Origin of the sequence: Thermobifida alba (assembly GCF_023208015.1) — a bacterium.
Taxonomy (GTDB): domain Bacteria; phylum Actinomycetota; class Actinomycetes; order Streptosporangiales; family Streptosporangiaceae; genus Thermobifida; species Thermobifida alba.
In genome coordinates this window covers 281,519-304,544 of sequence record NZ_CP051627.1, presented here as the reverse complement: position 1 = coordinate 304,544, position 23,026 = coordinate 281,519, and the positions used below count along the sequence as shown (strand labels likewise).

The window sequence follows — 23,026 nt, the reverse complement described above, 5'->3', positions numbered from 1 at the left end:
GAAGGCGTTTCCCGTTTTTCCCTTATGATCGGCAACCATGGTGGATGCGGTGGACTGGCGGATCCTCACCGAGCTGCAGGAGGACGGCCGCCTCTCCTACAACGAGCTCTCCCGCCGGGTGGCGCTGTCGCCCCCGGCCGTCGCCGAACGGGTGCGCCGCCTGGAGGAGCGCGGCGTGATCACCGGCTACCACGCCCACGTCGACCTGTCCGCCGTGGGCCTGCCGGTGGTCGCCCTGGTGCAGATGGGCTGCTACGGGCCGCTGTGCCTGCTGCGCGACGAGGCGGCGCTGGCCCGCCCGGAGATCCTGCAGCTGCACCGGGTCACCGGCGACGCCTGCTGCGTGCTGCTCGTGGGCGTGCCGTCGATGGAGCGCTTCGAACGGCTCATCGACGACCTCGCCGAGCACGGCCGCCCCTCCTCCACGATGGTGCTGTCCTCCCCGGTCGGCTGGCGGGCGGTCACCCCCGCGGCGGCCGACCGGTAGCCTCGGTGCGGTGAGCGTCCTCATCGATCCGCCCGCGTGGCCGGGGCCGCGCGGCCTGCTCTGGTCCCACCTGGTCAGCGACTCCTCCTACGCGGAGCTGCACGCGTTCGCCCGCGCCCTCGGGGTGCCGGAGCGCGCCTTCGACCGGGACCACTACGACGTGCCCGAGACGCTCTACGCCAGGGCGCTGGACCTGGGGGCGCTGCCGGTGTCGAGCCGCACGCTCGTGGCGCGCCTGCACGCCTCAGGGCTGCGACGGCGCAAGCCCCGCCGCCTGCTCCGCTAGCCGGGCGATCTCGGCCTCCAGGTTGGCCCGGGCGCGCTCCTCCCACCGCTCGCGGCCCCGCGCCGTGCGGTACAGGCGCGGCGCGGCCAGCAGCTCGCGCAGCACCGCGGTGCGGCCCCGCGCGAAGTCCACGTCGCCCACGTGCGCGTACTCCTCGCGCACCGCCGCGGCGTAGGCGGCGTACTCCGCCTCGTCCGCGGCCAGGACCGCCAGGTCGGCGTCGCACAGCACCTCGGCGTCGGCGTCGCCCGGGGCCGGGGCGTGGTCGGCGGTGGTCCGCACCAGCCGGGCCACCTCGGCGACCCGGTCCGCGTCCAGTCCGCACGAGGGCAGCAGCAGTTCCGCGAGCTGGGCGCTGTTCTCCTCGTCCGCGCCGGGCTCCCCCCGGTACACCGCGTCGTGGAACCAGGCGGCGTAGCGCACCAGGTCGACGTCGCGGGCGGCGTCGGCGAGCTCCGCCACGGCGGCCAGCACCGCCTTGAGGTGGTCGAGCGTGTGGTAGCGGCGGTGCGGCTCGGCCCACCGGGCGAGCAGTTCGGCGCCCACCGACGCGGCCCCCTCTCCCGGCCCGGCCAGCCGCTTCCACTCCCCGGCCAGCTCGAACAGCAGTCGGGCCATCGGCGTCTCCTCCTCCTGCCGCGTGTCCCCGCCCCTCCGGCGGCACCCCGAGGATGCCCGTTCCTGCGCGAATCTACCCGTCCGGCGGCCCCCGGCCGGGGACCCACGCCCGTCCCGCCGGCCGCCCTCCCTGCCGAAAGTCAGGGGCCGCTCCTGCCGGTCGCCGGATGCGGCGCCCGGCCCGCGCTCCGTAGCGTCGGGACCGCACACCCGAGGACGGAGGAGAGCACGTGATCAGCCTGCGCGGACTGACCAAGCGCTACGGCGCCAAGACCGTCGTGGACGACCTGACCCTGGACGTCCTGCCCGGCAGGGTCACCGGGTTCCTCGGCCCCAACGGGGCGGGCAAGAGCACCACGATGCGGATGGTCCTGGGACTGGACCGCCCCACCAGCGGCAGCGCCCTGGTGGGCGGCCGCCCCTACGCCGCCCTGCGCCACCCGCTGCGCGAGGTGGGCGCGCTGCTGGACGCCAGGGCCGTGCACCCGGGCCTCACCGCCCGCACCCACCTCACGGCGCTCGCGCGCAGCAACGGCCTGCCCGTCTCCCGGGTGGCCGAGGTGCTGGAGACCGTGGGCCTGACCGAGGTGGCCGACCGCCGCACCGGCTCCTTCTCCCTGGGGATGGGGCAGCGCCTGGGCATCGCCGCCGCGCTGCTGGGCGATCCGGCCGTGCTGCTGTTCGACGAGCCGGTCAACGGCCTGGACCCGGACGGGGTGCGCTGGGTGCGGCGCCTCATGCGGTCGCTGGCCGCCGAGGGGCGCACCGTGTTCGTCTCCAGCCACCTGATGAGCGAGATGCAGGCCACCGCCGACCAGCTGGTGGTGCTCGGCCGGGGGCGGCTGATCGCCGACGCCCCCGTCGCCGAGGTGGTCGCGGCCGGTTCGGGCCACGCGGTGCGGGTGCGCAGCCCGCAGGCGTCCCTGCTGGGCGGGCGGCTGGCCGCCGAGGGCGCCCTGGTGGAGCAGGGCGCCGCCGACGAGCTGCTCGTCACCGGGCTGAGCGCCGAGCACATCGGCGGGCTGGCCCACCGGGAGGGGGTCGTGCTGCACGAGCTGAGCCCCCGGCCGGTGTCCCTGGAGGAGGCGTACCTGGAGCTGACCGCCTCCAGCGTCGAGTACTCCGCCGCCACGGCGGACCGGAACGGAACGGGAGTCTGACATGGCGAACACGACGGCGCGGACCGGGACGGCGCGCGCGGGCGGCGGTCTCCCCGGCGCCCTGGCCGCCGAGTGGACCAAGCTGTGGGGCCTGCGGTCCACCTGGACGTGCCTGGCCGCGGCGCTGGTCCTGGCGGCGGGCACCTGCGTGATGGGCGCGGAGTCCATCCTGCACTCCGGGGGCGCGACGCGGATCGACGCCCAGGCCCTGACCCAGATGGCGACCCTGCTGCCCCAGTTCGCCCTGGTCGCCCTGGCCTCGCTGGTCGTCACCGGAGAGTACGCCGCCGGCGCGGCCCGCACCACGCTGACCGCCGTGCCGCGCCGGGGCGTCCTGCTGGCGGCCAAGGCCGTGGTGACCGCGGTGGTGGCCCTGCTGGCCGGGGTCCTGATCGGCCTGGTCTCCCTCGCGGTGACCGCCTGGTACTTCGGCGACGCGCTGGAGGTGAGCGCCTCCGGCCTGTTCCACGCCCTGCTGGGGCCCGGCCTGTTCCTCGCTCCGCTGGCGCTGCTGGTCCTGGGGGCCGGTGCGGCGCTGCGCAGCACCGCGGGCACGGTGACGGGCGCCATCGGCCTGCTGGTGGGCGTCCCCCTGCTCGCGCAGATCATCGGCAGCCGGAGGCTGCTGGAGGTCGTCGACTACACCCCCACCCCGCTGGGGCAGGTCCTCACCTCGGGGGTGGACGTCCCGCACTCCCCCGCGCTGTCGGCCCTGTTCATGGTCTGCTGGGCCGCGGGCGGGCTGGCCGTGGGGTACGCGGCGCTGCGCGGCCGGGACGCCTGAGCGGCTGCCGCCCCCGCGACCGCGTCGCGGGGGCGGCAGCCGCTAGCGTCGAGGGGGCAGCCGCTGCCGGGACGGGAGGACGGAGGAGCCGGGTGATCCGAGTACTGCTGGCCGACGACGAGGCGACGGTCCGGGCCGGGGTGCGCGCCATCCTCAGCGCGGACCCCGGCATCGAGGTGGTCGCCGAGGCCGCCGACGGGCACGAGGCCGTCGCGCTGGCCCGGTCGCACCGGCCCCACGTGGCGCTGCTCGACATCCGCATGCCCCGGCTGGACGGCCTGGCCGCGGTCGCCGAGATCCGCAGGGCCGTGCCCCGGACCGCGGTGGCCGTCCTCACCACCTTCGGGGAGGACGCCTACATCGCCCGCGCCCTGGCCGACGGCGCGTCCGGCTTCCTGCTCAAGTCGGGGGACCCGCACGAGCTGATCGCGGGGGTGCGCGCGATCGCCGACGGCGCGGCGTTCCTGTCGCCCCGGGTGGCCCAGCGGGTCATCACCGAGCTCAGCGGCGACCGGCTGGCGCGCGCCGACCGGGCGCGCCGCCGCGTCGCGGCGCTCACCGGCCGGGAGCGCGAGGTGCTGGCTCTGGTGGGGGCCGGGCTGTCCAACGCCGAGATCGCCCGCCGCCTGTTCCTGACGGAGGGCACGGTCAAGAGCTACGTCAGCACGATCCTGAACCGCCTGGACGTCCGCAACCGGGTGCAGGCCGCGATCCTGGCCCACGAGGCGGGGCTGGCCGACGGGCGCTAGGCCCCGGACCGCCGCACGTCCGCGCCGGGGCGGTTCACAGGCTGTCCAGCAGGACGATGGCCGCGAGCACCGCGGCCCCGGCGCAGGGCAGCGCCACGAACGCGACGAGTCCCCCGCGCACCCGGTCGCGGACCTGGCGGTAGTAGCGGGAGGTGCGGCTGCGTTCGGCCGGCTCGGCGGGCGGCTGCTCCCGCCGGCCGTCGAGGTCCCTGCCCAGGGCGGGCAGGCGGGCCTCGACCCGCCATCCTCCCGCGTGCTCGCCGGCCCGCAGGACCCCGCCGGCCAGGCGGACCCGCTCGCGCAGTCCGATCAGCCCGTGTCCGCCGCCGGCCGGCGCCGCCGCGGGCCCGGGCGGCGGGTCGTTGACCACCCGCACCTCCACCCGGTCGGGGGCGTGGTCCAGCCGGACGGTGACCGCCGCCCCGGGGGCGTGCCTGCCGGCGTTGGTCAGGGCCTCCTGGACGACCCGGTACACGGCGCGGTCGGCCATCTCCGACAGCGGCGGGACGGGTCCCCGGCGCAGGAGGGTCACGGCCATGCCGGCGGCGCGGGCGCGGTCCACCAGGGCGGCCACGTCCTCGCCCGCGGGCCGCACCGGGGCGGGGTCGGCGTCGTCGCGCAGCACCCCGATGATCTCGCGCAGCCGCTCGGTGGCCGCGGCGGCGTTCTCCCGCAGGTCCCGCGCGGCCTGCCGGACGTGCGCGTCCGCGCCGGGGGCGACCTCCAGCGCGGCCGCGCGCAGGGCGATCAGGCTCAGCTCGTGGCCGAGGGAGTCGTGCATGTCCTGGGCGATGCGGGAGCGTTCGCGCAGCCGGGCCCGGTCGGCGACGATGCGCTGCTCCCGTTCCAGGTGCTCGGCCAGTTCCCAGCCCGCGGTGGCCAGTGCCGCGCGCTGGCGCCGGTACTTGCCGACCACCCACGGGAACAGGAGGTGGAACGTGAGGAGCGTGACCGCCCGGAACCAGCCCGTCGCCGCGGCGGGGTGGGCCAGGACGACCTGCAGGACGACGCCCGCGCCGATCAGCGCGAAGACGACCGTGGTGGCCCGCGAGTGCGGGGTGCGGCTGCCCACCAGGTAGGCGGTGACCACGGTGAGCAGTGCGAAGACGGGCAGCCACGCCAGTCCCAGGAACGCGGCGGCGAGCGCGGCCAGCGGGTAGGGGCGGGCCAGCAGCACGATGCCGAGCAGGGCCAGGACCGCCGCGGCGGCCTCGGCGACGACCGGGGCGGTCTGTGCCTGCTGCCACAGCTCCCAGCGCGCGCCGACGGCCGCCAGGGCGAACACCGGGGCCAGGACGAGGACGAGCAGGGCGTCCTCGATCCGCGCGCGCCGGGTGGACCAGTCCCCGGCGGGGCGGAGGGCCTTTCTGACGTCGCGCAGTCCCGTGGTCGACAACCTCATGGAGGCGACGCTAGTCCGGGGTACGGGGGGCCGACCACCGCCGAAAGTCAGCTGTCGAAACCCGAAAAGATCGGGCAAAAACTACACAACCACCCGTCACTTTACGTCACAGATGTCCGACCCTCTGCGATGTTTCCTGTGTGGCATCGGCGACCCGTCAGCGAGGGAGCGGAACATGAGAGTGCGGACAGCGTTCGCGATCGCGGCCGTGGCCGTGGTCCTGGCCGCGGGGACCGGACCGGCGTCCGCCGACGACGCCGTCACGGTGTTCCCGCCGAAGGCGGAACCGGGGTCCACGGTCGCCGTGCGGGCCTCCTGCGCCGGCGGGGCCCAGTGGGTGGAGTACACCTCGCCCGCGTTCTCGGAGGTCTCGCGGGTCGCGCTGGACGGGGCCGCGGACTCCGAGGAGCACTTCGCCCTGGACGCGGACCTGGAGCCCGGCCAGTACCAGGTGAGGGCGGAGTGCGGGTCCGCCGACTCCAGCCGGATGCTGTACTCCGGCGTCACCGTGGTCGCGCCGGACGGCGCCCCGGACGGCGCGCCGGACGCGTCGGCGGACCTCGCCGGCCCGCCGGCGGGGCCCACCCCGAGCGGCGCGCCGGACTCGGGGGGCGGCGGCCTGCACCGCACGGCCGACCCGGCCGGCTCCGCCGCGCTGCCCACGGCGCTGGCGGTCGGCGTCCTGGCGGCCTGCGCCCTCGTCCTGGCCTCCGGCCGGCGGGGGGTGCGCCGTGGCCGCTAGACGACGAAGAAGCACCGGCGCCGGGGCCCTGGCGGCCGTGGTCCTGGGGGTGGCGTTCGCGCTGGCCGACGGCGGGATCGGCGCCGCCGTGCCGGAGCGGGCGCTGGAGCGCTCGGCGCCGGTCCGGTTGACGATCGAGGCGATCGGGGTGGACGCGCCCCTGATGGAACTGGGGCTGAAGCCCGACGGCACGCTGGAGGACCCGCCGCTGGAGGAGGGCAACCTGGCGGGCTGGTACTCGCTGGGCGCCTCCCCGGGGGAGCGGGGGCCCGCCGTCATCACCGGGCATCTGGACACCCGGACCGGGCCGTCGGTCTTCGCCCGCCTGGCGGAACTGCGTCCCGGGGACACCGTCCGCGTCCTGCGCGCCGACGGGTCCCGGCCGGTCTTCGTGGTGGAGCGGGTGGAGCAGGTGGCCAAGGAGGACTTCCCGACCGAACGGGTCTACGGCCCGCTCGACCGCCCGGAGCTGCGCCTGATCACCTGCGGCGGGACGTTCGACCCCGCCACCGGCCACTACTCGGACAACACCGTGGTCTACGCCCGCCTGGCGGCCCCGGACTCCTGACCCGGCGCGGGCCGCCGGGCGTCGCGCAGGATCTGCCAGCCCAGCACGGCCAGCGGCACGGCGGTGAGCACGGCGCTGCCGATCCACCAGGCCGCGCTGTCGGCGAGGAGCGTCGCGCCGACCAGCACCGCCACCGTGTACAGGCCGGCGGAGGTCAAAAACGCCGTGAGGTAGCGTCGGTGGAAGCCGCGGGGGGTCGTGGTGAGCCGCGCGCCGACGACGGCGCTGCCCACCCCGACCGAGAGGCCGACGACGGCGCTGCCGACCGCGAGGACCACCGGGTCCAGCGGGACGAAGCCGAGGACGAGCAGGACCGCGGGGAAGAACAGGGCCAGGGCCAGCACGAAGACGCCGTATCCGCGGGTCCGGGCCCGCATCCGGCGGTCGACGGCCGCGGCCTCGGCCAGTGCGTCGCGCGCCGTCTGCTCCGCTGAGGCGCGGTTGTCCATCGCTTTCCTCCCGCATCCGACCGCTTTCCACCGCGACGGCCGCGCGTCGCCCCGCCGGCACGCGGCCGGCAGGGCGCCACACTACCCGACGGCGGCACGCGGTGCTTGCCCCACCACGTGCCGCCGTCTCCCTCCGGTCCCGGAAAGCCCGCTTCCTCACCCCTCCGGGACCGGCTCGGCGCTGGTCAGCCCCGCGCCCCCGCCGCCCGGGCACAGCGCAGCGCGTCGTTGACGGTGCGCAGCACGGGCGGTTCGACCACCCGTCGGGGGTCGAGGCGGGCGCCGCCGCGCACCGTGAAGGTGTGCGACTCGCCCGGGAGCAGGGTGACCAGCATGTCGTCCGCCTCGGCCCCCGGGTCGAGGCGGTCCGCGAACAGCGCGAGGTCGCGCAGCAGGCTCTGCGCGGTCACGGTGACGCGCAGGTCGTCGCCGTCGGGCACGACGCGGGTGGCGTAGGCCGGCTCGGGGTAGGCGATGTCGCGGTCCTCGGCGAAGAACCAGTACGCCCGGCGCGCCCCGGTGTCCGCGGTGACCAGTTCCGCGGCCGCGTCGCCGGGGCGGGCCACCCGGCGGGGCAGCGGCACCCGGGCCGCGCCGCGGGCGGGCACGGTGAAGGGCGTCTCGGTGTGGGCCAGCACCGTGCCGTCGAGGGCGCGCCGCGCCACGTGCGCGGTGGCCGCCCACTCCTCGTCGGTGTCGTTGGCCAGGACCAGGACCAGGCCGTCGCCGTCGGGCTGCACCGTGGCCAGGCGGTCGGCGTAGACCGCGCGCAGGGCGTACCAGAGGGGTTTGCGCCGTCCCCCGCCGTCCACGGCCGACCACGAGGTGACCGGCCAGCAGTCGTTGAGCTGCCAGACGACGCTTCCGGTGCAGTCGGGCCACTGGGCGCGGAAGTGCTCGATGCCCAGGGTGATCGCCCTGGCCTGGTTGACCTGGGTCAGGTAGTGCCAGTCGTCGAAGTCGGCGGGCTCGCCGAAGTGCGGGGCCAGGCCGCGGGCGAGTTTGCCGTTGCCGTCGGCGGCCTTCTGGTGGTGCAGCATGCCGGGCGAGTCCGGGCGCAGCTCCTCGTCGGGCAGCGCCGAGCGCAGGGTGGCGTGGGTGGGCGGCGCCTGGAACCCGAACTCGGCGACGAAGCGGGGCCGGTAGTCGCGGTAGGCGGTGTAGTCCACCTCGTTCCACACGTCCCAGATGTGCACGGTGGCGTGCCGGGGGTCGTTGGGGTGCACGTCCGGCGTGCCCGAGTAGGGGCTGCCCGGCCAGTAGGGGCGGGTGGGGTCGACCTCGGCGACGACGCGCGGCAGCAGGTCCAGGTAGTAGCCCTCGCCCCAGCTGCGGCCGGCCAGCGGCTCCTGCCAGCCCCAGTCCCAAAAACCCCAGATGTTCTCGTTGTTGCCGTTCCACAGCACCAGGCTGGGGTGGGGCGCGAGGCGGGCCACCGCCTCGCGGGCCTCCGCCTCGACCTCCTCGGCCAGCGGCGGCTCCTCGGGGTAGGCCGCGCAGGCGAACAGGAAGTCCTGCCAGACGAGGACGCCGCGTTCGTCGCACAGCTCGTAGAAGTCCTCGCTCTCGTAGCGGCCGCCGCCCCAGATCCGCAGCAGGTTCATGTTGGCCGCGACCGCCTGGTCGATGCGTTCGGCGTAGCGGTCGCGTCCCACCCGGGTCACGAAGCAGTCGTCGGGGATCCAGTTGGCCCCCTTGACGAGCACGGGGACGCCGTTGACGACGATGGCGAAGCGGCGGCCGCCCTCGTCGACGCCGGTGTCCAGTTCGACGCTGCGGAAGCCGACGCGGCGCTGCCAGGAGTCCAGTTCCGCGCCGTTCCCGGCGAGTCCGACCCGCAGGTCGTACAGCGGCTGGTCGCCGTAGCCGCGGGGCCACCACAGCCCGGGGTCGGCGACGGTCACCTCGACCTCGGCGCGGCACACCCCGCCGGGCAGCACGACGGTGTGCTCCCGGCCGGCGACGCGGGCGCTCAGCGCCAGTTCGGCGTCCTCGCCCGCCTCGCTGCGCTCCACCTCGACGCGGACCAGGACGCGGCCCTCCACGGTGCCGTCGTGGGCGGTGGCCACGGTGACCTGCGGCACCACCCGGGCCAGGCGGGCGGTGCTCCAGGCGTGCAGCCGGATGGGCCGCCAGATGCCGGAGGTGACCAGGGTGGGCCCCCAGTCCCAGCCGAAGTTGCAGGCCATCTTGCGGATGAACGGGAACGGCTCGGGGTAGGCGTTGGGCCGCTCGCCGAGCTCGTCGCGCAGCGCCTCGGCGTAGCCGTAGGGGGAGGCGAAGTCGACCCGCAGCTCGTTGCCGCCCGGGCGCAGCGCGCCGCGCAGGTCGAAGCGGTAGGAGCGGTGCATGTTGCGGCTCTCGCCGACCGGTTCGCCGTTGAGGAGCACCGTGGCCACGGTGTCCAGCCCCTCGCACTCCAGGTCCACCCGTTCGGCCCCGGCCAGGGCCGCGGCGTCGAAGGCGGTGGTGTAGCTCCACCCGGTGCGGCCGATCCAGCCGAGTCCGGTCTCGTTGCGGCCCTGGTAGGGGTCGGGGATGAGGCCGGCCGCCATGAGGTCGGTGTGCACGCATCCCGGCACGGTCGCCGGTATCCCCGCGGGGCCGATCCGCACCGGGACCCGCCCGGGGTCCTCGGCTCGCAGGGTCCAGTTCTCGCGCAGTTCGATGCGCACGGCCATGGCGTCTCCACACGTGAGGCGAGTGTGTTGCACGTCGGGGGTGCGACCCGGGCGCCTGGAGGAGGGAGGGGGCGTAACCCGGTGCCGGGCCGCACCCGACTCGCGCGGCGGCCGTGGTCGGGCCACCGCGATTTCCATGAGACTACTAAACCGGTTCAGGGTCAAGAGGCCGAGATCAAAATGAATCGGTTCAGCAATAGCCGAAAAAAAGAGGTTTCCCCGTTGCCGGGCATGCGTGGGAGCCGGTCGGCGGCCTGCGCCGACCGGCTCGTCGAAGCGTCCTCAGACCGCGGCCCGGGGCCGGAAGGGCTGCACGTAGTGCCCTTCCGAGACCTCCACCAGCTCGCTGGGGACCTCCTGGCCCTCGGCCAGGTGGTAGGGCTGGGCCGAGGAGTCGGCGGCCTCGCGGGCGCGCAGCTCCTCCTCGACCTCCTCCCACTTCTTGTGGAACTGCGGCACCGAGGCGAACAGCTTCTTGGTGTAGGGGTGCCGCGGGTCGCCGAACACCTTCCCGGTGAGTCCGCGCTCCACGATCTCCCCCTTGTGGAGGATCACGGTCTGGTCGCTGATGTAGTTGCCCAGCGCCAGGTCGTGCGTGACGAACAGGATGCCCATGCCCCGCGCCTTCAGGTCGGCCAGCAGGTTGAGCACGTCGATCCGGGTGGAGGCGTCCAGCATGCTGATCACCTCGTCCGCCACCAGGTAGTCGATGTCCAGCAGCAGGGCGCGGGCCAGCAGCATGCGCTGCAACTGGCCGCCGCTGAGCTGGTGCGGGTACTTGCCCAGGACCTGGTCCGGGTCGAGCCGCACCACCTTCAGCGCCTCGGCCACGCGGTCGCGCCACTCGGCGTCGGAGACGCCCGGGTGGTACTCCGAGCGGATCATCGCGAAGACCCGGTCGGCCTTGAAGACGGGGTTGTAGCTGCTGAAGGGGTCCTGGAAGACGCCCTGGACCCTGCGGTAGTAGTCCTTGAGCTGCCGGTGGCCGCGCAGCGTGGACACGTCGACGCCGTCGCAGGTGATCGTCCCGGAGCTCGCCGAGGCGATCCGCAGCGCCATCTTGCCCAGGGTGCTCTTGCCGCTGCCGCTCTCCCCGATCAGGGACACCACCTCGCCGGGACGCACCTCGAAGGTGGCCTCCCGCACGGCCGTGAACTCGCCCCCGCCGAAGGCGCCCACCTTGTAGACCTTGGTGACGCGGTCGAATTTCAGCATCTGCTCACTCGGCCTTCCAACAGGCGACGTGGTGGTCGCTCTCCACTTCCACGAACGGCGGCTGCTCCAGGCACTGCTCGTCGGCCAGCGGGCAGCGGTCCCGGAACCGGCAGCCCTGCGGGGGGTTGAGCAGGCCGGGCGGGCTGCCCGGGATGCCGCTCAGCCGCCTGTCCTCGTACTTGACGCCCACCTCGGGAAGGGAGTCCAGCAGCATCTTGGTGTAGGGATGCCTGGGCATCTCGATGATGGTCTTGGCCGGCGCCTTCTCCGCGAGCCGTCCCGCGTACATCACCATGATGCTGTCGGCGATCTGGTAGACCAGCGAGATGTCGTGGGTGACCACGATCATGCTCTTGACGAACTCGCGGTCGCGGAACTCCACCAGGGTCTCGGCGACCGCCCGCTGGGTGGAGACGTCCAGCGCCGAGGTCACCTCGTCGGCGATCAGCAGCGACGGGTTGAGCAGGGTCGAGATGACCATGACGGTGCGCTGCTTCATGCCGCCCGACAGTTCGAGCGGGTAGCGGTCCAGCACGTCCCGCTCCAGCCCGACCAGTTCCAGGCGGCGGTGCAGCTCGTCGCGGATCTCCCGGAAGCGGACCCCCCGCGACTCCAGCAGTTCGGCGATCATCCTGCCGATCTTGCGCGTGGGGTTCATCGCGCTCATCGCGTACTGCGGGATGATCGAGATCCGCTTGTAGCGGAAGTCGTTCATGGCCCGGTCGTCCCAGACCGGCACCGTGTCGCCGTCCAGGACGACGTCGCCGCCGATGTAGCGCATCCGGCCGTCCAGCCGGATCAGGCTCTTGCTGAGTGTGGACTTGCCGCTGCCCGACTCGCCCGCCAGGCCCATGATCTCGCCGTCGGCGAGGGTGAAGGTGGGGCCGTCGAGGGCGCGGACGTCGCCGCGCAGGGTGCGGTAGTAGACCCGCAGGTCCGAGACTTCGAGGGTCACCTGCTCACATCTCCCTCAGCTTGGGGTTGAAGACCTCGTCCAGACCCACGTTCATGATGTACATCGCTCCGACGATCGCGGTGATGCCCAGGCCCGGGGGCACGAACCACCACCACACGCCCAGTTGCAGGGCGCCCCACTTGACGGCCTGGTGCATGATCAGGCCCAGCGACATGCCGTCGCTGGGGCCCAGCCCCACGAAGTCCAGTCCCGCGGCGGCCAGCACGGCCCCGCCGAAGAGCAGGATGAACGTCATGAACAGGTAGGAGCTCATGTTCGGCGCGATGTCGCGGACGATGATCTTCCAGGGCCGCACCCCGCTGAGGCGGGCCAGGTCGACGAAGTCGCGGGAGCTGAGCGACAGCGCCTGGGAGCGGACGGCGCGCGCGGCCCACGGCCAGGAGGTCATGCCGATGAAGAAGGACTGCGTCGCCACGCTGTAGGAGTCCACGTAGGCGGCGATGATGAACAGCACCGCCAGGGTGGGCAGCACCAGGACGACGTTGGTCAGCATGTTGAGGACCTCGTCGATCCAGCCGCCCTTGTACCCGGCGACGAAGCCGATCGTCATGCCGATGACGGCCGCGATGCCGCCGCCGAGGAGGCCCACCAGGAAGGTCGCCCGGACGCCGTAGGCGAACTGGGTGAACAGGTCCTGGCCGAACTGCGTGGTGCCGAACCAGTGCTCGCCCGAGGGCGGCAGCAGCGGCGGCGCGTACCGGTCGCCGGGGCCGTGCTCCAGAAACGGCGGGACGACCAGTCCGACCAGCAGGAACAGCAGCACGATGGTCAGGCCGACGATCAGCTTGGGGTTGCGCAGCGCGAAGTACAGGGCCTCGCGCCGGGGGGCCTCCGGCGCGGCGGCCGCGGGTTCCTCCGGCGCCGTGGTCGGGTCGGGCAGCGGCTGCGCGGCGGTCATTTGGCCCCTCCCTGCATCTGGACGCGGACCCGCGGGTCGACCAGGACGTAGACGACGTCGATGATGAAGTTGGCGATCAGCACGCCGATGACGATGAACAGGAAGGCTCCCTGCAGCAGGAAGAAGTCCTGGTTCTGGATCGCCTGGAGGATGAGGTAGCCCAGGCCCTGGTAGGAGAAGACGATCTCGGTGAGCAGCGCGCCCGCCACGACCGTGCCCAGCTGCACGGCCAGGCCGGTGATCTGGGGCAGCATGGCGTTGCGGAAGGCGTACCGGCGGACCAGTCGGCGCGGCGCGCCCAGGGCCTGCAGGTAGTTGGAGTACTCCGATTCCAGCTCGTAGATGATCATGTTGCGCATGCCGATGGCCCAGCCGCCCAGGGCGACCAGGAACAGCGACAGGAACGGCAGGAACCAGTGCTCCAGCAGGCTGGCGATGAACGTCCAGGTGAAGGCGGGCTGGAGGGAGAGGCCGTAGGAGCCGGCGGCGGGGAACCAGCCCGCGACGATGCCCAGGCTCCAGGCCAGCAGCAGCGCCAGCCACATGTAGGGGGTGGCGGTCAGCACGTAGCCCAGCGGCAGGATGGTGTTGTCCAGCCACTTGCTGCGCGCGGCGTAGGCGCCGAACCAGTTGCCGACGAACCAGCTGATGACGATGGAGGGGAGCAGCAGCCCCAGGCTGTATGGGACCGCTCCCATGATGAGGTCGGTGACCGGTGTGGGGAAGTTCCAGATGCTGATCCCCAGGTCCCCCTGGAGCAGCGACACCCAGAAGTTGAGGTACTGCTGCCAGAGCGGCTGGTCCAGGCCGAACATCTTGTTGAAGTAGTCGTAGAGCGCCTCGGCCGCCGCGGAGTCGCTCAGGGAGGCGCGGGCGAGGCGGCTCTTGATGGGGTCCCCGGGCATGAGCCGCGGGATCATCCAGTTGATGGTGACGGCTGCGAAGAAGGTCAGAACGTAGACGAAGATCTTGCGGCCGAAGTATCTGCGCAACGGGCCCTCCTGGGCTCGGTGGTCGCACGGGCCCCCGCCCCGCCGCCCGGCGCGGTGGGCCGGGCGGCGGGGCGGGGGCGGTTCAGCGGACCACGTCTCGGGAAAACTCTCCGCCTACTCTTCTTCCGGAGCGGGCTCCAGCTCGGTCAGCATCAGGATGCCGCCCAGCTGGAAGTAGCCGCGCCAGGTCGAGGGCAGGTAGTTGTTGTCGGTCTCGCTGGAGGGCCAGTTGGTCCACACCGAGGTGTTGGTCTGCGACCACAGGCCGTTGTACCAGAGCGGGATGATGGGCAGCTCCTCGAGGTGGATCCGCTGGATCTTGCCGGCGACCTCGCGGATCTTCTCGGTGTCCTCGACGGGGATGCTGTCGAGTTCGCCCACCAGCTCCCAGATCTCCTCGTTCTCGTAGCGGCCGAAGTTGGTCGTGCCCTGCTGCTCCTGGATCGGCAGCCGGAACATGTAGTCGTAGTAGGTCCACGGCGTGTTGCTGATCTGGCGCTCGTTGTTGATCACCAGGTCGAACTCGCCGCTGTTGCGCTGGTCCACCAGGGCGTTGAACTCGGGGAAGTCGGCGGTGACCTTGATGCCGACCTCGGCCGCGCTCTCGCTGATGACCCGGGCGGCCTCCATCCAGTCGGTCCAGCCGCTGGGGACGATGAGGCTCAGGTCGATCGGGTCGCCGTCGGGCGTCTCGACGAAGCCGTCGTCGTCGGTGTCCTCGTAGCCGGCCTCCTTGAGGAGGTCCTTGGCGACCTTGGGGTCGCGCGGGGTGGCGTACTCCTCGACGACCCCGGTGTCGATGTACTCCTCCCACACGGGCAGCAGGCCGGTGGGGTCGGCCTCGGTGACCAGGCCGCCGTAGACGTTGTTGACGATCTCGTCCATGTCGATGGAGGCCGAGAGCGCCTTGCGGAACTCGGGGTCGTCCATCGGCGCCTTGGTGGTGTTGGGCACCAGCCAGGCGGTGTTGGCCGGGATCATGTAGGGCTCTTCGGGGTAGTAGGTCTGGACCTGGTACCCGCCCTGGACCAGCTGGGCGATGCCCGGCAGGAAGTTGTTGTTCATGTCGATGTTGCCCTGCAGCACCTGGCTCAGCGCGGCCTCGTTGCTGGTGTTGACCACATCGACGATGTAGGTGGGGGCGACCTCGTGGCCGAGCGCCTCGATGGCCCACCAGTCCTCGTTCTTCTTCCAGACCTGGCGGTCCTGGTCGTGCGTCTCGTAGAGGTAGGCGCCGGTGCCGACGGGGTCCTCGTTGGCGCCGGTGAGGATCTCCTCCTCGGAGCGCTCCGACCACAGGTGCTCGGGCACGATGGCGTTGGAGTACAGCCAGTTCGCCCACTGCGCGTAGTTGGCCTGGGAGAAGGTGAACCTGACCGTGTGGTCGTCGACCGCCTCGGCGCTCTCCAGCCACTCCCACAGGTTGTGGTAGGTGGAGGCCTCGTACTTGCCGACCTCGACGGTGAAGACCACGTCGTCGGCGGTGAAGTCCTCGCCGTCGCTCCACGTGACGCCCTGGCGGAGCTTCAGCTCGTAGGTCGTGTCGTCGACCCACTCGCCGCTCTCGGCGAGCCAGGGGATGTACTCGCGGGACTGCGGCTCGTAGAGGAACAGGGTCTCGTAGACCAGGCCCACCGTGCCGGTGGCGTGTCCGCCGGTGTCGAGGGGGTTCCAGGTGCTCGGCGGCCCCCACTGGGTGCCGCCGGTGTAGAGGGTCTCCGCACGGGGGTAGTCGCCTGCCGCGCCACCGTCGCCTTCCGTGTCACCCGCGCAGGACGTGGCCAGCAGGCTGACCAGCGCGAGGGGGATCAGAAACCTGTAGCGGTTTCGCATCGTCCTTCTTCTCTCCTCCATCTGTCGCCGGCGGCGTGTCCTCCGGCGACAGCCGACTGGGAGCGTTCCCAAACCCCGGCCCCCCGTAGCCGGTCCATCTGGGTACGCGGATGCCGCCCGAGGCGGCTGCTTCTCTCTCCCTCCCCGTCCGCAGCATGACGTGGGTCACGGACGGGAGTGAACGAAAGAACATCAATAAACCGGTTCAGCGTCAAGACACCGTTATGAAAACTAAACCGGTTTACGCGAATCAGCGCAGGTCAACGGCCATTTTAGCCGCTCCGTGCCACGGGCCCGGACGAAGGACGCGGGTCCTCCTTGCGGAGGAGTGCGGGGCCGGCGGGCGGGTCAGGACGGGGCCGGGCCGGTGCTGGCCCGCGGCACCAGGCGGCTGGGCGGGGTCTGCCGGGAGCGGGGCGCTCCCCCCTCGATGACCTCCATCAGCAGGGACGCGGCGATCCGGCCGTGCTGGGTCACCGCGCGCCCGACCGCGGTCAGCGCGGGCCGGATGACCTGGCAGATCCTGGAGTCGTCCCAGGCGACGATGGACAGCTGCCCGGGGACCGGCACGCCCATCTCCTGGGCCGCGCCCAGCGCCGCCACCGCCATCAGGTCGTTGTCGAAGACGAGGGCGCTGGGCGGGTGCGGACCGGACAGCAGCTCCCGGGTGAGGTCGGCGGCCCGGGAGTCGGAGTAGTCGGCGTGGACCACCTCGGCCAGGGTCAGCCCGGCCTCCCGGGCCGTCCGGGCGAAGGCCCGCGAGCGCACCTCGGTGTGCACGAACTCCGCCGGTCCGGCCACCCGGACGATCCGCCGGTGGCCCAGCCCGGCCAGGTAGCGGACCACCTCGCTCATGGCGTCGGCGTCGTCGGTCCACGCGCACGGCAGCCCCTGGGTGTGCTCGGGGCCGCCGATCACCACCGCCGGCAGCCCCAGCTCCTTGACGTAGGGCAGCCGGGGGTCGTCGCGGCGCAGGTCCACCAGCAGGACGCCGTCGACCCGGCGCTCGGCGTGCCAGCGCTGGTAGGTGGCCGTCTCCACCTCCCGGTCCTCCGCCGAGCGCATCATCAGGGAGAACGGGCTGCCGTCCAGTTCGATCTGGATGCCCCCGATCAGCTGCATGAAGAACGGTTCGGCGGCCAGCGTCCGGGCGGGCCGGTCCACGACCATGCCGATCGCCCAGGCCCGGCCGTCCGACAGCGACCGCGCCGCGCTGCTGGGCGCCCACCCCAGCTGCTCGGCGATGTCGAGGATGCGGCGGCGGGTGGCGTCGGAGACCCCGGGGCGGCCGTTGAGCGCGTAGGAGACCGCTCCCTTGGACACTCCCGCGGCTTTGGCGATGTCAACGATCGTCGGGCGCCTCATCCGTCTCCCCCGTGGCTGATGAACCGGTTCATCTGGGGTGAGGTTACCAACGGCCGTTTCCCCGCGAGCGCGCCGCAGGAGTGGTCCGACCACGCGCCCCGCGGGGTGCGCGGCGCCGCGGGGCGGTCCCGCCGCCCCTTCCGTCCGCCCGCCGGTGTGCGGAAACGTGCCGCGGCCCCGGGGGCGCACCATTTTCCACCATTGCCCCCGCCGTGTTCCCTTCTCCGGGGCCGCGGCGTACGCTGGGCGTTCGTGCCTGCCTTGTTCTCCCCGCGCGGACGGCGGTCGCCGTACCGCCGAAGAGAGGGACCCGTGCCCGTCCTGACCGGGATCGCGCACGTCACCCTGTCCGTGCGCGACCGCGACGACAGCGTCGAGTTCTACCGTGACGTCCTGGGCTTCCGCGAGTACGAGACCACCGACGACGCCCGGTGGCTGCGCACCACCTGCCGCCACCCCAGCGGGCTGCTGCTGTGCCTGACCCAGCACCGGGACCACTTCAACGCGCGCTTCGACCCCCGGCACGCCGGCCTGGACCACCTGGCCTTCAGCGTCTCCTCCCCCGAGGAGCTGGAGCAGTGGGAGCGGCGCCTCGACCTGCTGGAGGTGGAGCACACCCCGATCCTGCGCCGCGACCACGGGTCGCTGCTGGTGTTCGAGGACCCCGACGGCATCCAGCTGGAGCTGTACTGCCCGGCCCGGCCCGCGGACTGAGCCGCCTGCCCCTCCCCGCGGCGCCGGGGGCGGGGGCCTCCGCCCCCGCACGGGGACCGCGCCGGCGCGGTCCGGTCACTCCACGGGGACCAGCTGCACGCGGATGTCGCGCTCCCGCAGCTGCTGCACCGCACTGTCGGGGAGCCGGTCGTCGGTGATGATGAGGTCGAACTCCGCCAGGTGGGCGACCGTGAAGGTGCCGAACTTGCCGTACTTGGTGCTGTCCACCGTCAGCACGCTCTTGGAGGCGACGCGCAGCAGCTCCTGCTTGGCCACGACCTTGGCCTCCGAGGGCGTGGTGGAGCCCCGGTCGAGGTCCCAGGAGCTGCTGGCCACGAACGCGATGTCCACGTTGACCCTGCGGAGGAACTCGGCGGTGAACTGCCCGACGGAGGAGTGGTCGGCGTGCGAGACCACGCCGCCGGTGTGGATGAGCTCGATGTTGGGGTACTCCATGAGGTGGCCGACCACGTTGAAGTCGTTGGTCACCACGGTCAGCCCGGCCTTGTCGGTGAGCAGCGGCACCATCTGGAGCGTGGTCGTCCCCGCGTCCAGGTAGATCGTGAAGTTCTCCCGGACCAGCTCGGCGGCGGCCCGGGCGATGGCGCGCTTGGCCGGCACCTCCAGCTGCGCCTTGGCGAGGTAGGACGGCTCGCTCTTGAGCCGCGCGGCCAGCCGGACTCCGCCGGTCACGGACAGGACCTTGCCCTCGTTCTCCAGGGCCTGGATGTCCCTGCGCACCGTCATGTGCGAGACGGACAGCATCGACGTGAGTTCACTGATGCTGAGGACGTGGCGTTCCTGCAGCAGCTTGAGGATGTGTTCGCGACGCTGGTCGGGGATCATCTTCTGGCCTTCGTTCGGTTCTGCTCGGTGCGGGGGGCGCTGTGGGGCGCGCATCTCTTTCTTAGCAGTTCCGCCCGCCCAGGCCGCGCCCGTCCCCGCCCTCTCCGGCCGCCGGGGAGGACGGCGCGGGGCGGGTCCCGGGAGCGGGTGCGGCGGCCCCGGGGCCGCCGCGCGCCCCCGTTTCGCGGAAAATGGCGCGCATCCCGGAATTCATATCACTTCGAAGGAAATTCGTAACAGGAGGAAATATCTCTTCAGAAGTCTTCCCGCCTGGGGAAACGAAAAACTCACGGCTTTCTCACCCGGGCGGCGCTATCCTCTGACCTCTAACCCCGCTCGTAACCGAAAACCGCAGACCCCCCGAGGGGGACCAACCCCCGCCCCGCACAGGCTCCCCGCGGACACGGTTCGCAGGTGCCGGGGTTGAGTGACGACGATGACCACTGACCTCTCAGCGCAGGACGCCCCGTTCACCCGACACGTTCTCGACACCGCCGGCCGCCTCTTCGCCGCGCACGGCCCCGAGGCCGTCAGCCTGGACGCCGTCGCCGCCCGGGCCGGCGTCGACCCGGCCGACATGCGCCGCGCCTTCCCCAGCAAGCTCGCCCTGGTCCACCGGCTCGTGCTCGACCGCGTCCGCGCGCTCGTGGAGCACGGGCCGGCCGCCGAGGCGTCTGCTCCGCCGGTGGAGCAGATGCGCCAGCTCATCCGCCGCCACATCGAGTTCAACTGCCGCTACCGCACCGAACTGGAGCTGTGCCGGGTGCTGCTGCCCACCCTGCGGACGATGTCCCCGGTCCGCTACCGGGAGCTGTCCCGGCTGCTGCGCGCCTACCAGGACCGGATCCACCGCATCCTCGAACGGGGCCGCACCGACGGCGTGTTCTCCCCCGGCGGCGGCTCCCGCGAACCGGTGACGGCCGCGACCGTGCTGAGCACCCTGGAGTCCAGCCTGAACTGGTACGAGCCGGACGCGCGGATGACCCCCGAGCAGCTCGGCGACGTCTACGAGGACCTGGTGCTGCACCACCTGCTCGGCGTCGCGCGCGACTGACCCGGCGGCGCCCCGTGCGCGGGGCCCGCCGGGCGGTCTACCGGAAGACCAGTTCGGCGTCCCGGATGAAGTGCGCGACCTTCTCCGCGGACAGCGCCGAGCCGTCGGCCGTGACGTGGTTCGCGCCGCTCCAGACGTTGAGGCAGGCGATCGCGTCGACCTTGAGCCGGCGGGTCTCCTCCGGCAGCACGATGCGGTTCACCCGCTCCCACGGCACCCGGTCGTCCTCCGGGTGCGCCCAGTGCCACAGCCACACCGGGCAGCCCAGCAGCGGAATCCCCAGCGCGGTCGCGGCGATCCGCGCCGCCCGCGCCACCACCTCGTGCTCGGGGTGCCGGTCCCCCTCCCAGGGGGCCAGGCACAGGTCGAAGCCCGCGCACAGCCGGACCAGCGCCTCCTCCAGTCCGGCCCCGCCCTCGCGGATCGCCTCGCCGGACATCCCCAGCGGGACGATCTCGGCGCTCTCGGCGCCCAGCACCCGCAGCGCGTGCCGCACCTCGGTCAGCCGCTCCCAGGACGTCCCCCGGGTGCCGGGGCCGAACTCGCCCTCGTCGCTGACGGAGACCACGCGCAGCCGCGCCCCCGCCGCGGCCAGCATGGCGATCGCCCCGCCGGCCGACAGGATCTCGTCGCCGGGGTGCGGGGCGACGGCGACCACGCTGCCGATCCCGGCCATGTGGACCGCGGGGAACTCGCGCAGCGCGGGCCACCCCCGCCAGGACGCCTCGGAGGTCCCCGGCCGGTCCAGGGGGTGTCGGCGCCGTTCCGCCCACCGTGTGGCGCGCATGGTGTGCCTCCTCTTCAGCGGCGGTCCCGTGTGCTGGTCACATGCCCCAAACCCCGCACCGCATGCGCGGAACCGGCTGGTCGGGACCGATCCGCTCCCGGCAGACTGGACGGATGAGCCACTCACCGCCCCCCGCGCCCGTGTGGATCGTCGCGGGTGCCCCCGGCGCGGGCAAGTCCACCGTCGCCGGCCTGCTGCTGCGCTGTGTGCGCCCCGTCCCGGCCCTGCTGGACAAGGACGTCCTCTACAGCGGTTTCGTCGCGGCCCTGCTGCGCGCGCACGGCCGCCCGCACGGCGAGCGCGAGGGCGCCTGGTACGACGAGCACGTCAAGGCACACGAGTACGGCGGGTTGACCGCGGCGGCGCGGCGCATCCGCGCGGCGGGCTGCCCGGTGCTGCTGGACGCCCCCTTCACCCAGCAGATCCGCGACCTGTCCCGGTGGCGCGCCTGGGTGGCGGAGCTGGGCGGGGAGCCGGTGCGGCTGCTGTGGGTCCGCAGCGACGCCGAGACGCTGCGGGAGCGCCTCGTCTCCCGCGGCCGGACCCGCGACGCCGGGAAGCTCGCGGACTTCGCCGCCTTCACCGCCCGGGTCCGTCCCGCCGAGCCGCCGGTGGCGCCCCACGTGCGGGTGGACAACGCCCGGGGGGCCGTCCCGCTGGCCGAGCAGGTCGACGCCCTGGTCCGCCGGCACTGGCCGGACTCCCACGCCGGCGGCCAACGGGACCGCCAAATCTGGGGAAATCCTGGGTGACAGGTCTGGACCAATCGGGTATACCGGCTCTTACTATGAGCTCTATGACACCACCCTTGCGCACCGAGCGGCTCCTCATCCGGGACTGGAGCGTCGACGACGCCGAGGCCGCCTATCGGATCTACGGCTCCTCGGAGGTGGCGCGCTGGATCACCATGGGCGCGGTCGACGGCGTCCCCGCGATGCGCTCGGTGCTGGAGGCGTGGGTGGAGGCGCAGCCCAACCTGGTGCCGCCGGCCGGCCGGTGGGCGGTGGTGCGCCTCGCCGACGGCGAGGTCATCGGCGGGCTGTCGCTGCGGCTGCTGCCGCCGTTCGAGGAGGACTTCGAGCTCAACTGGCAGCTGCGCCCCGACGTCTGGGGGCAGGGCTACGCCACGGAGGCGAGCCGGGCGCTCATCCGCTGGGCGTTCGAGCAGGGCCTCGAAGAGGTGTTCGCGGTCGCGCGGCCGGCGAACGAGCGCGCCATCGCCACGGCGCGCCGCATCGGCATGGAGTGGGTGGGCGAGACCGACAAGTACTACGACGGCCGCCGCCTTCAGGTCTTCCGCTGCCGCCCCTCGGACCTGTAAGCGGCCGCCTTCTCGCCCGTCCCGGCGGCCAGCCGGGCCAGTAGTTCGGCCTCGTCGATGATGTCGATGGCGGAGCCGGTGGCGTTGTAGGACTCGGCCCGGCGGTGCTTGGCCGTGCGCCCGCCCCCGTTGGCGCCCGTGACCAGGACGTCGGTGCGGCGCGTGACGTTTTTGGCGGGGACGCCGCCCGCCGCGGCGATGCGCCGCCACGCCTCGGGCTTGGACAGGGCGGCCAGCTCGCCGCTGACGCACACGACGCGCCCGAACAGCGGGCCGCCGGGGTCGGCGTCGGGGTTCGGCTCGGGCAGCGGCGTCTCGGCCTCCCGCCGCCACCGGTCGAACTTCGCACCGGGCGTCCACAGCGCCTCGGGGAGGGGGGCCGGCCCTGCGGGGCGCGCGGCGGTGCGCCGCGGCGGGCGGCGCAGCCGCCGGCACAGCTCGGGCAGCGTCGCCACGCCGTGCTCCCGGAACGCGGCGAGCATGATGTGCGCGGCGGCCTCGGCGTCGGCGTCGGCGGCGTGGTGGCGGCGCAGGTCGTGCCCGATGCGGCGGCAGACCGTGGGCAGCCGGTGGTCGCGCAGCGCGGGCCAGGTCCGCCGCGCGGTGTCCAGGGAGCAGACGTAGTCGAGCGGGTGGTCCGCCAGTCCGGTGTGGGCGCAGGCGGCCTGGATGACGCCCATGTCGAACACGGCGTTGTGGGCGACGAAGGGGCCGCCGTCGGCGAACTCCAGGATCGTGCGGTGCACCTGCGGCCAGGCGGGGGCGTCCGCGACCTGCTCGGGGGTGATCCCGTGGAACTCGGTGTTGAAGCGGTCGAAGTGGTCGACCGGCGCGGGGGGCCGGACCAGGGTGGTGTAGCGGTCGACGATCCGGCCGTCGGCGACCCGCACCAGTCCCACCGCGCAGACGCTGCCCCGGTCCCGGTTGGCGGTCTCGAAGTCGATGGCGGTCCAGGAATCGGGCATCGTCGGCGTCCTCCTTCCGGCCTGTGCCTTCCACCCTAGAGCCCGCGGCGGACCGGTCCGGGGGCTTCGGGGCCGTCCCTCGCACCTCGGAGGGTGATCCAGATCACCTCCACCCCTTGACGGTGTGCTACCGT

General features: G+C 73.1%; 24 protein-coding genes. 11 read left to right on the top strand and 13 right to left on the bottom strand.

Annotation, left to right across the window (positions count from 1 at the left end; translation table 11 throughout):
- Positions 1-37: 37 nt before the first annotated feature.
- Together FOF52_RS01360 and FOF52_RS01355 are read left to right on the top strand one after the other, a co-directional pair.
- On the top strand, positions 38-487 hold the full coding sequence (locus FOF52_RS01360) for an Lrp/AsnC family transcriptional regulator (RefSeq protein WP_248592009.1): 450 nt from the start codon (positions 38-40) through the stop codon (positions 485-487).
- A 10-nt stretch (positions 488-497) separates the two neighbouring features.
- Entirely contained in the window at positions 498-773 is a 276-nt protein-coding gene (locus FOF52_RS01355; RefSeq protein WP_248592008.1) for a DUF4031 domain-containing protein, read from the top strand.
- On the opposite strand, the gene FOF52_RS01350 is transcribed toward FOF52_RS01355, so the two are convergent.
- Positions 732-1,391: an HD domain-containing protein gene (locus FOF52_RS01350; protein WP_248592007.1), complete on the bottom strand. Its 660-nt coding sequence runs from the start codon at positions 1,389-1,391 to the stop codon at positions 732-734. The two genes, FOF52_RS01355 and FOF52_RS01350, sit on opposite strands and share 42 nt — an antisense overlap.
- Before the next feature lie 230 nt (positions 1,392-1,621).
- On the opposite strand from FOF52_RS01350, the gene FOF52_RS01345 reads away from it, so the two are divergent.
- The 3 genes from FOF52_RS01345 (at position 1,622) to FOF52_RS01335 (ending at position 4,084) form a co-directional block, all read left to right on the top strand.
- Positions 1,622-2,551 (top strand): ABC transporter ATP-binding protein, encoded by a 930-nt coding sequence (locus FOF52_RS01345; RefSeq protein ID WP_248592006.1) that lies wholly within the window; start codon positions 1,622-1,624, stop codon positions 2,549-2,551.
- 1 nt (position 2,552) lies between these two features.
- On the top strand, positions 2,553-3,335 hold the full coding sequence (locus tag FOF52_RS01340; protein ID WP_248592005.1) for a hypothetical protein: 783 nt from the start codon (positions 2,553-2,555) through the stop codon (positions 3,333-3,335).
- A 92-nt stretch (positions 3,336-3,427) separates the two neighbouring features.
- Entirely contained in the window at positions 3,428-4,084 is a 657-nt protein-coding gene (locus tag FOF52_RS01335) for a response regulator transcription factor (RefSeq protein ID WP_248592004.1), read from the top strand.
- Between the two features lie 34 nt (positions 4,085-4,118).
- On the opposite strand, the gene FOF52_RS01330 is transcribed toward FOF52_RS01335, so the two are convergent.
- Positions 4,119-5,486, bottom strand: coding sequence for a sensor histidine kinase (locus tag FOF52_RS01330; protein ID WP_248592003.1), 1,368 nt, complete (start codon positions 5,484-5,486; stop codon positions 4,119-4,121).
- Between the two features lie 175 nt (positions 5,487-5,661).
- Here FOF52_RS01330 and FOF52_RS01325 point away from each other — a divergent pair, with 175 nt between their 5' ends.
- Positions 5,662-6,228, top strand: coding sequence for a hypothetical protein (locus FOF52_RS01325; RefSeq protein ID WP_248592002.1), 567 nt, complete (start codon positions 5,662-5,664; stop codon positions 6,226-6,228).
- Entirely contained in the window at positions 6,218-6,796 is a 579-nt protein-coding gene (locus FOF52_RS01320; protein ID WP_248592001.1) for a class F sortase, read from the top strand. The genes FOF52_RS01325 and FOF52_RS01320 overlap by 11 nt, the downstream gene beginning before the upstream one ends.
- Here the strand turns inward: FOF52_RS01320 and FOF52_RS01315 are convergent.
- The 8 genes from FOF52_RS01315 to FOF52_RS01280 form a co-directional block, all read right to left on the bottom strand.
- The gene (locus tag FOF52_RS01315) at positions 6,766-7,245 is read right to left on the bottom strand and encodes a hypothetical protein (protein WP_248592000.1); all 480 of its coding nucleotides are present in this window, start codon (positions 7,243-7,245) and stop codon (positions 6,766-6,768) included. The two genes, FOF52_RS01320 and FOF52_RS01315, sit on opposite strands and share 31 nt — an antisense overlap.
- 185 nt (positions 7,246-7,430) lie before the next feature.
- Positions 7,431-9,926: a glycoside hydrolase family 2 protein gene (locus FOF52_RS01310; RefSeq protein ID WP_248591999.1), complete on the bottom strand. Its 2,496-nt coding sequence runs from the start codon at positions 9,924-9,926 to the stop codon at positions 7,431-7,433.
- A 282-nt stretch (positions 9,927-10,208) separates the two neighbouring features.
- Positions 10,209-11,141, bottom strand: coding sequence for an ABC transporter ATP-binding protein (locus FOF52_RS01305; RefSeq protein WP_248591998.1), 933 nt, complete (start codon positions 11,139-11,141; stop codon positions 10,209-10,211).
- A gap of 4 nt (positions 11,142-11,145) precedes the next feature.
- Positions 11,146-12,096 carry an ABC transporter ATP-binding protein gene (locus FOF52_RS01300; protein ID WP_248591997.1) on the bottom strand — a complete coding sequence of 317 codons (951 nt, stop codon included), beginning with the start codon at positions 12,094-12,096 and terminating at the stop codon, positions 11,146-11,148.
- 4 nt (positions 12,097-12,100) lie between these two features.
- Positions 12,101-13,015, bottom strand: coding sequence for an ABC transporter permease (locus FOF52_RS01295; RefSeq protein WP_248591996.1), 915 nt, complete (start codon positions 13,013-13,015; stop codon positions 12,101-12,103).
- Positions 13,012-14,007 (bottom strand): ABC transporter permease, encoded by a 996-nt coding sequence (locus FOF52_RS01290; protein ID WP_248591995.1) that lies wholly within the window; start codon positions 14,005-14,007, stop codon positions 13,012-13,014. Before FOF52_RS01290 ends, FOF52_RS01295 begins: the two co-directional genes overlap by 4 nt.
- A gap of 114 nt (positions 14,008-14,121) precedes the next feature.
- Entirely contained in the window at positions 14,122-15,840 is a 1,719-nt protein-coding gene (locus tag FOF52_RS01285) for an ABC transporter substrate-binding protein (RefSeq protein ID WP_248591994.1), read from the bottom strand.
- A 348-nt stretch (positions 15,841-16,188) separates the two neighbouring features.
- Positions 16,189-17,205, bottom strand: a complete 1,017-nt coding sequence (locus tag FOF52_RS01280; RefSeq protein WP_248591993.1) for a LacI family DNA-binding transcriptional regulator — start codon at positions 17,203-17,205, stop codon at positions 16,189-16,191.
- Positions 17,206-17,517: 312 nt separating this feature from the next.
- Between FOF52_RS01280 and FOF52_RS01275 the strand changes: the two genes are divergently transcribed.
- Positions 17,518-17,919 (top strand): VOC family protein, encoded by a 402-nt coding sequence (locus FOF52_RS01275; protein WP_248591992.1) that lies wholly within the window; start codon positions 17,518-17,520, stop codon positions 17,917-17,919.
- 75 nt (positions 17,920-17,994) lie between these two features.
- On the opposite strand, the gene FOF52_RS01270 is transcribed toward FOF52_RS01275, so the two are convergent.
- Positions 17,995-18,765 (bottom strand): DeoR/GlpR family DNA-binding transcription regulator, encoded by a 771-nt coding sequence (locus tag FOF52_RS01270; protein ID WP_248591991.1) that lies wholly within the window; start codon positions 18,763-18,765, stop codon positions 17,995-17,997.
- A gap of 436 nt (positions 18,766-19,201) precedes the next feature.
- Between FOF52_RS01270 and FOF52_RS01265 the strand changes: the two genes are divergently transcribed.
- On the top strand, positions 19,202-19,819 hold the full coding sequence (locus tag FOF52_RS01265) for a TetR/AcrR family transcriptional regulator (RefSeq protein WP_248591990.1): 618 nt from the start codon (positions 19,202-19,204) through the stop codon (positions 19,817-19,819).
- A 37-nt stretch (positions 19,820-19,856) separates the two neighbouring features.
- Here the strand turns inward: FOF52_RS01265 and FOF52_RS01260 are convergent, their stop codons facing one another.
- Complete coding sequence (locus FOF52_RS01260) at positions 19,857-20,606, bottom strand: PIG-L deacetylase family protein (protein ID WP_248591989.1); 750 nt, start codon at positions 20,604-20,606, stop codon at positions 19,857-19,859.
- A 113-nt stretch (positions 20,607-20,719) separates the two neighbouring features.
- Here FOF52_RS01260 and FOF52_RS01255 point away from each other — a divergent pair, with 113 nt between their 5' ends.
- The gene (locus FOF52_RS01255) at positions 20,720-21,358 is read left to right on the top strand and encodes a P-loop nucleotide/nucleoside kinase family protein (RefSeq protein WP_248591988.1); all 639 of its coding nucleotides are present in this window, start codon (positions 20,720-20,722) and stop codon (positions 21,356-21,358) included.
- Positions 21,359-21,402: 44 nt separating this feature from the next.
- A complete protein-coding gene (locus FOF52_RS01250; protein WP_248591987.1) occupies positions 21,403-21,927 on the top strand; it encodes a GNAT family N-acetyltransferase in 525 nt (174 codons plus the stop codon).
- Here the strand turns inward: FOF52_RS01250 and FOF52_RS01245 are convergent.
- A complete protein-coding gene (locus FOF52_RS01245; protein WP_248591986.1) occupies positions 21,894-22,892 on the bottom strand; it encodes an exonuclease domain-containing protein in 999 nt (332 codons plus the stop codon). The two genes, FOF52_RS01250 and FOF52_RS01245, sit on opposite strands and share 34 nt — an antisense overlap.
- Positions 22,893-23,026: the final 134 nt, after the last annotated feature.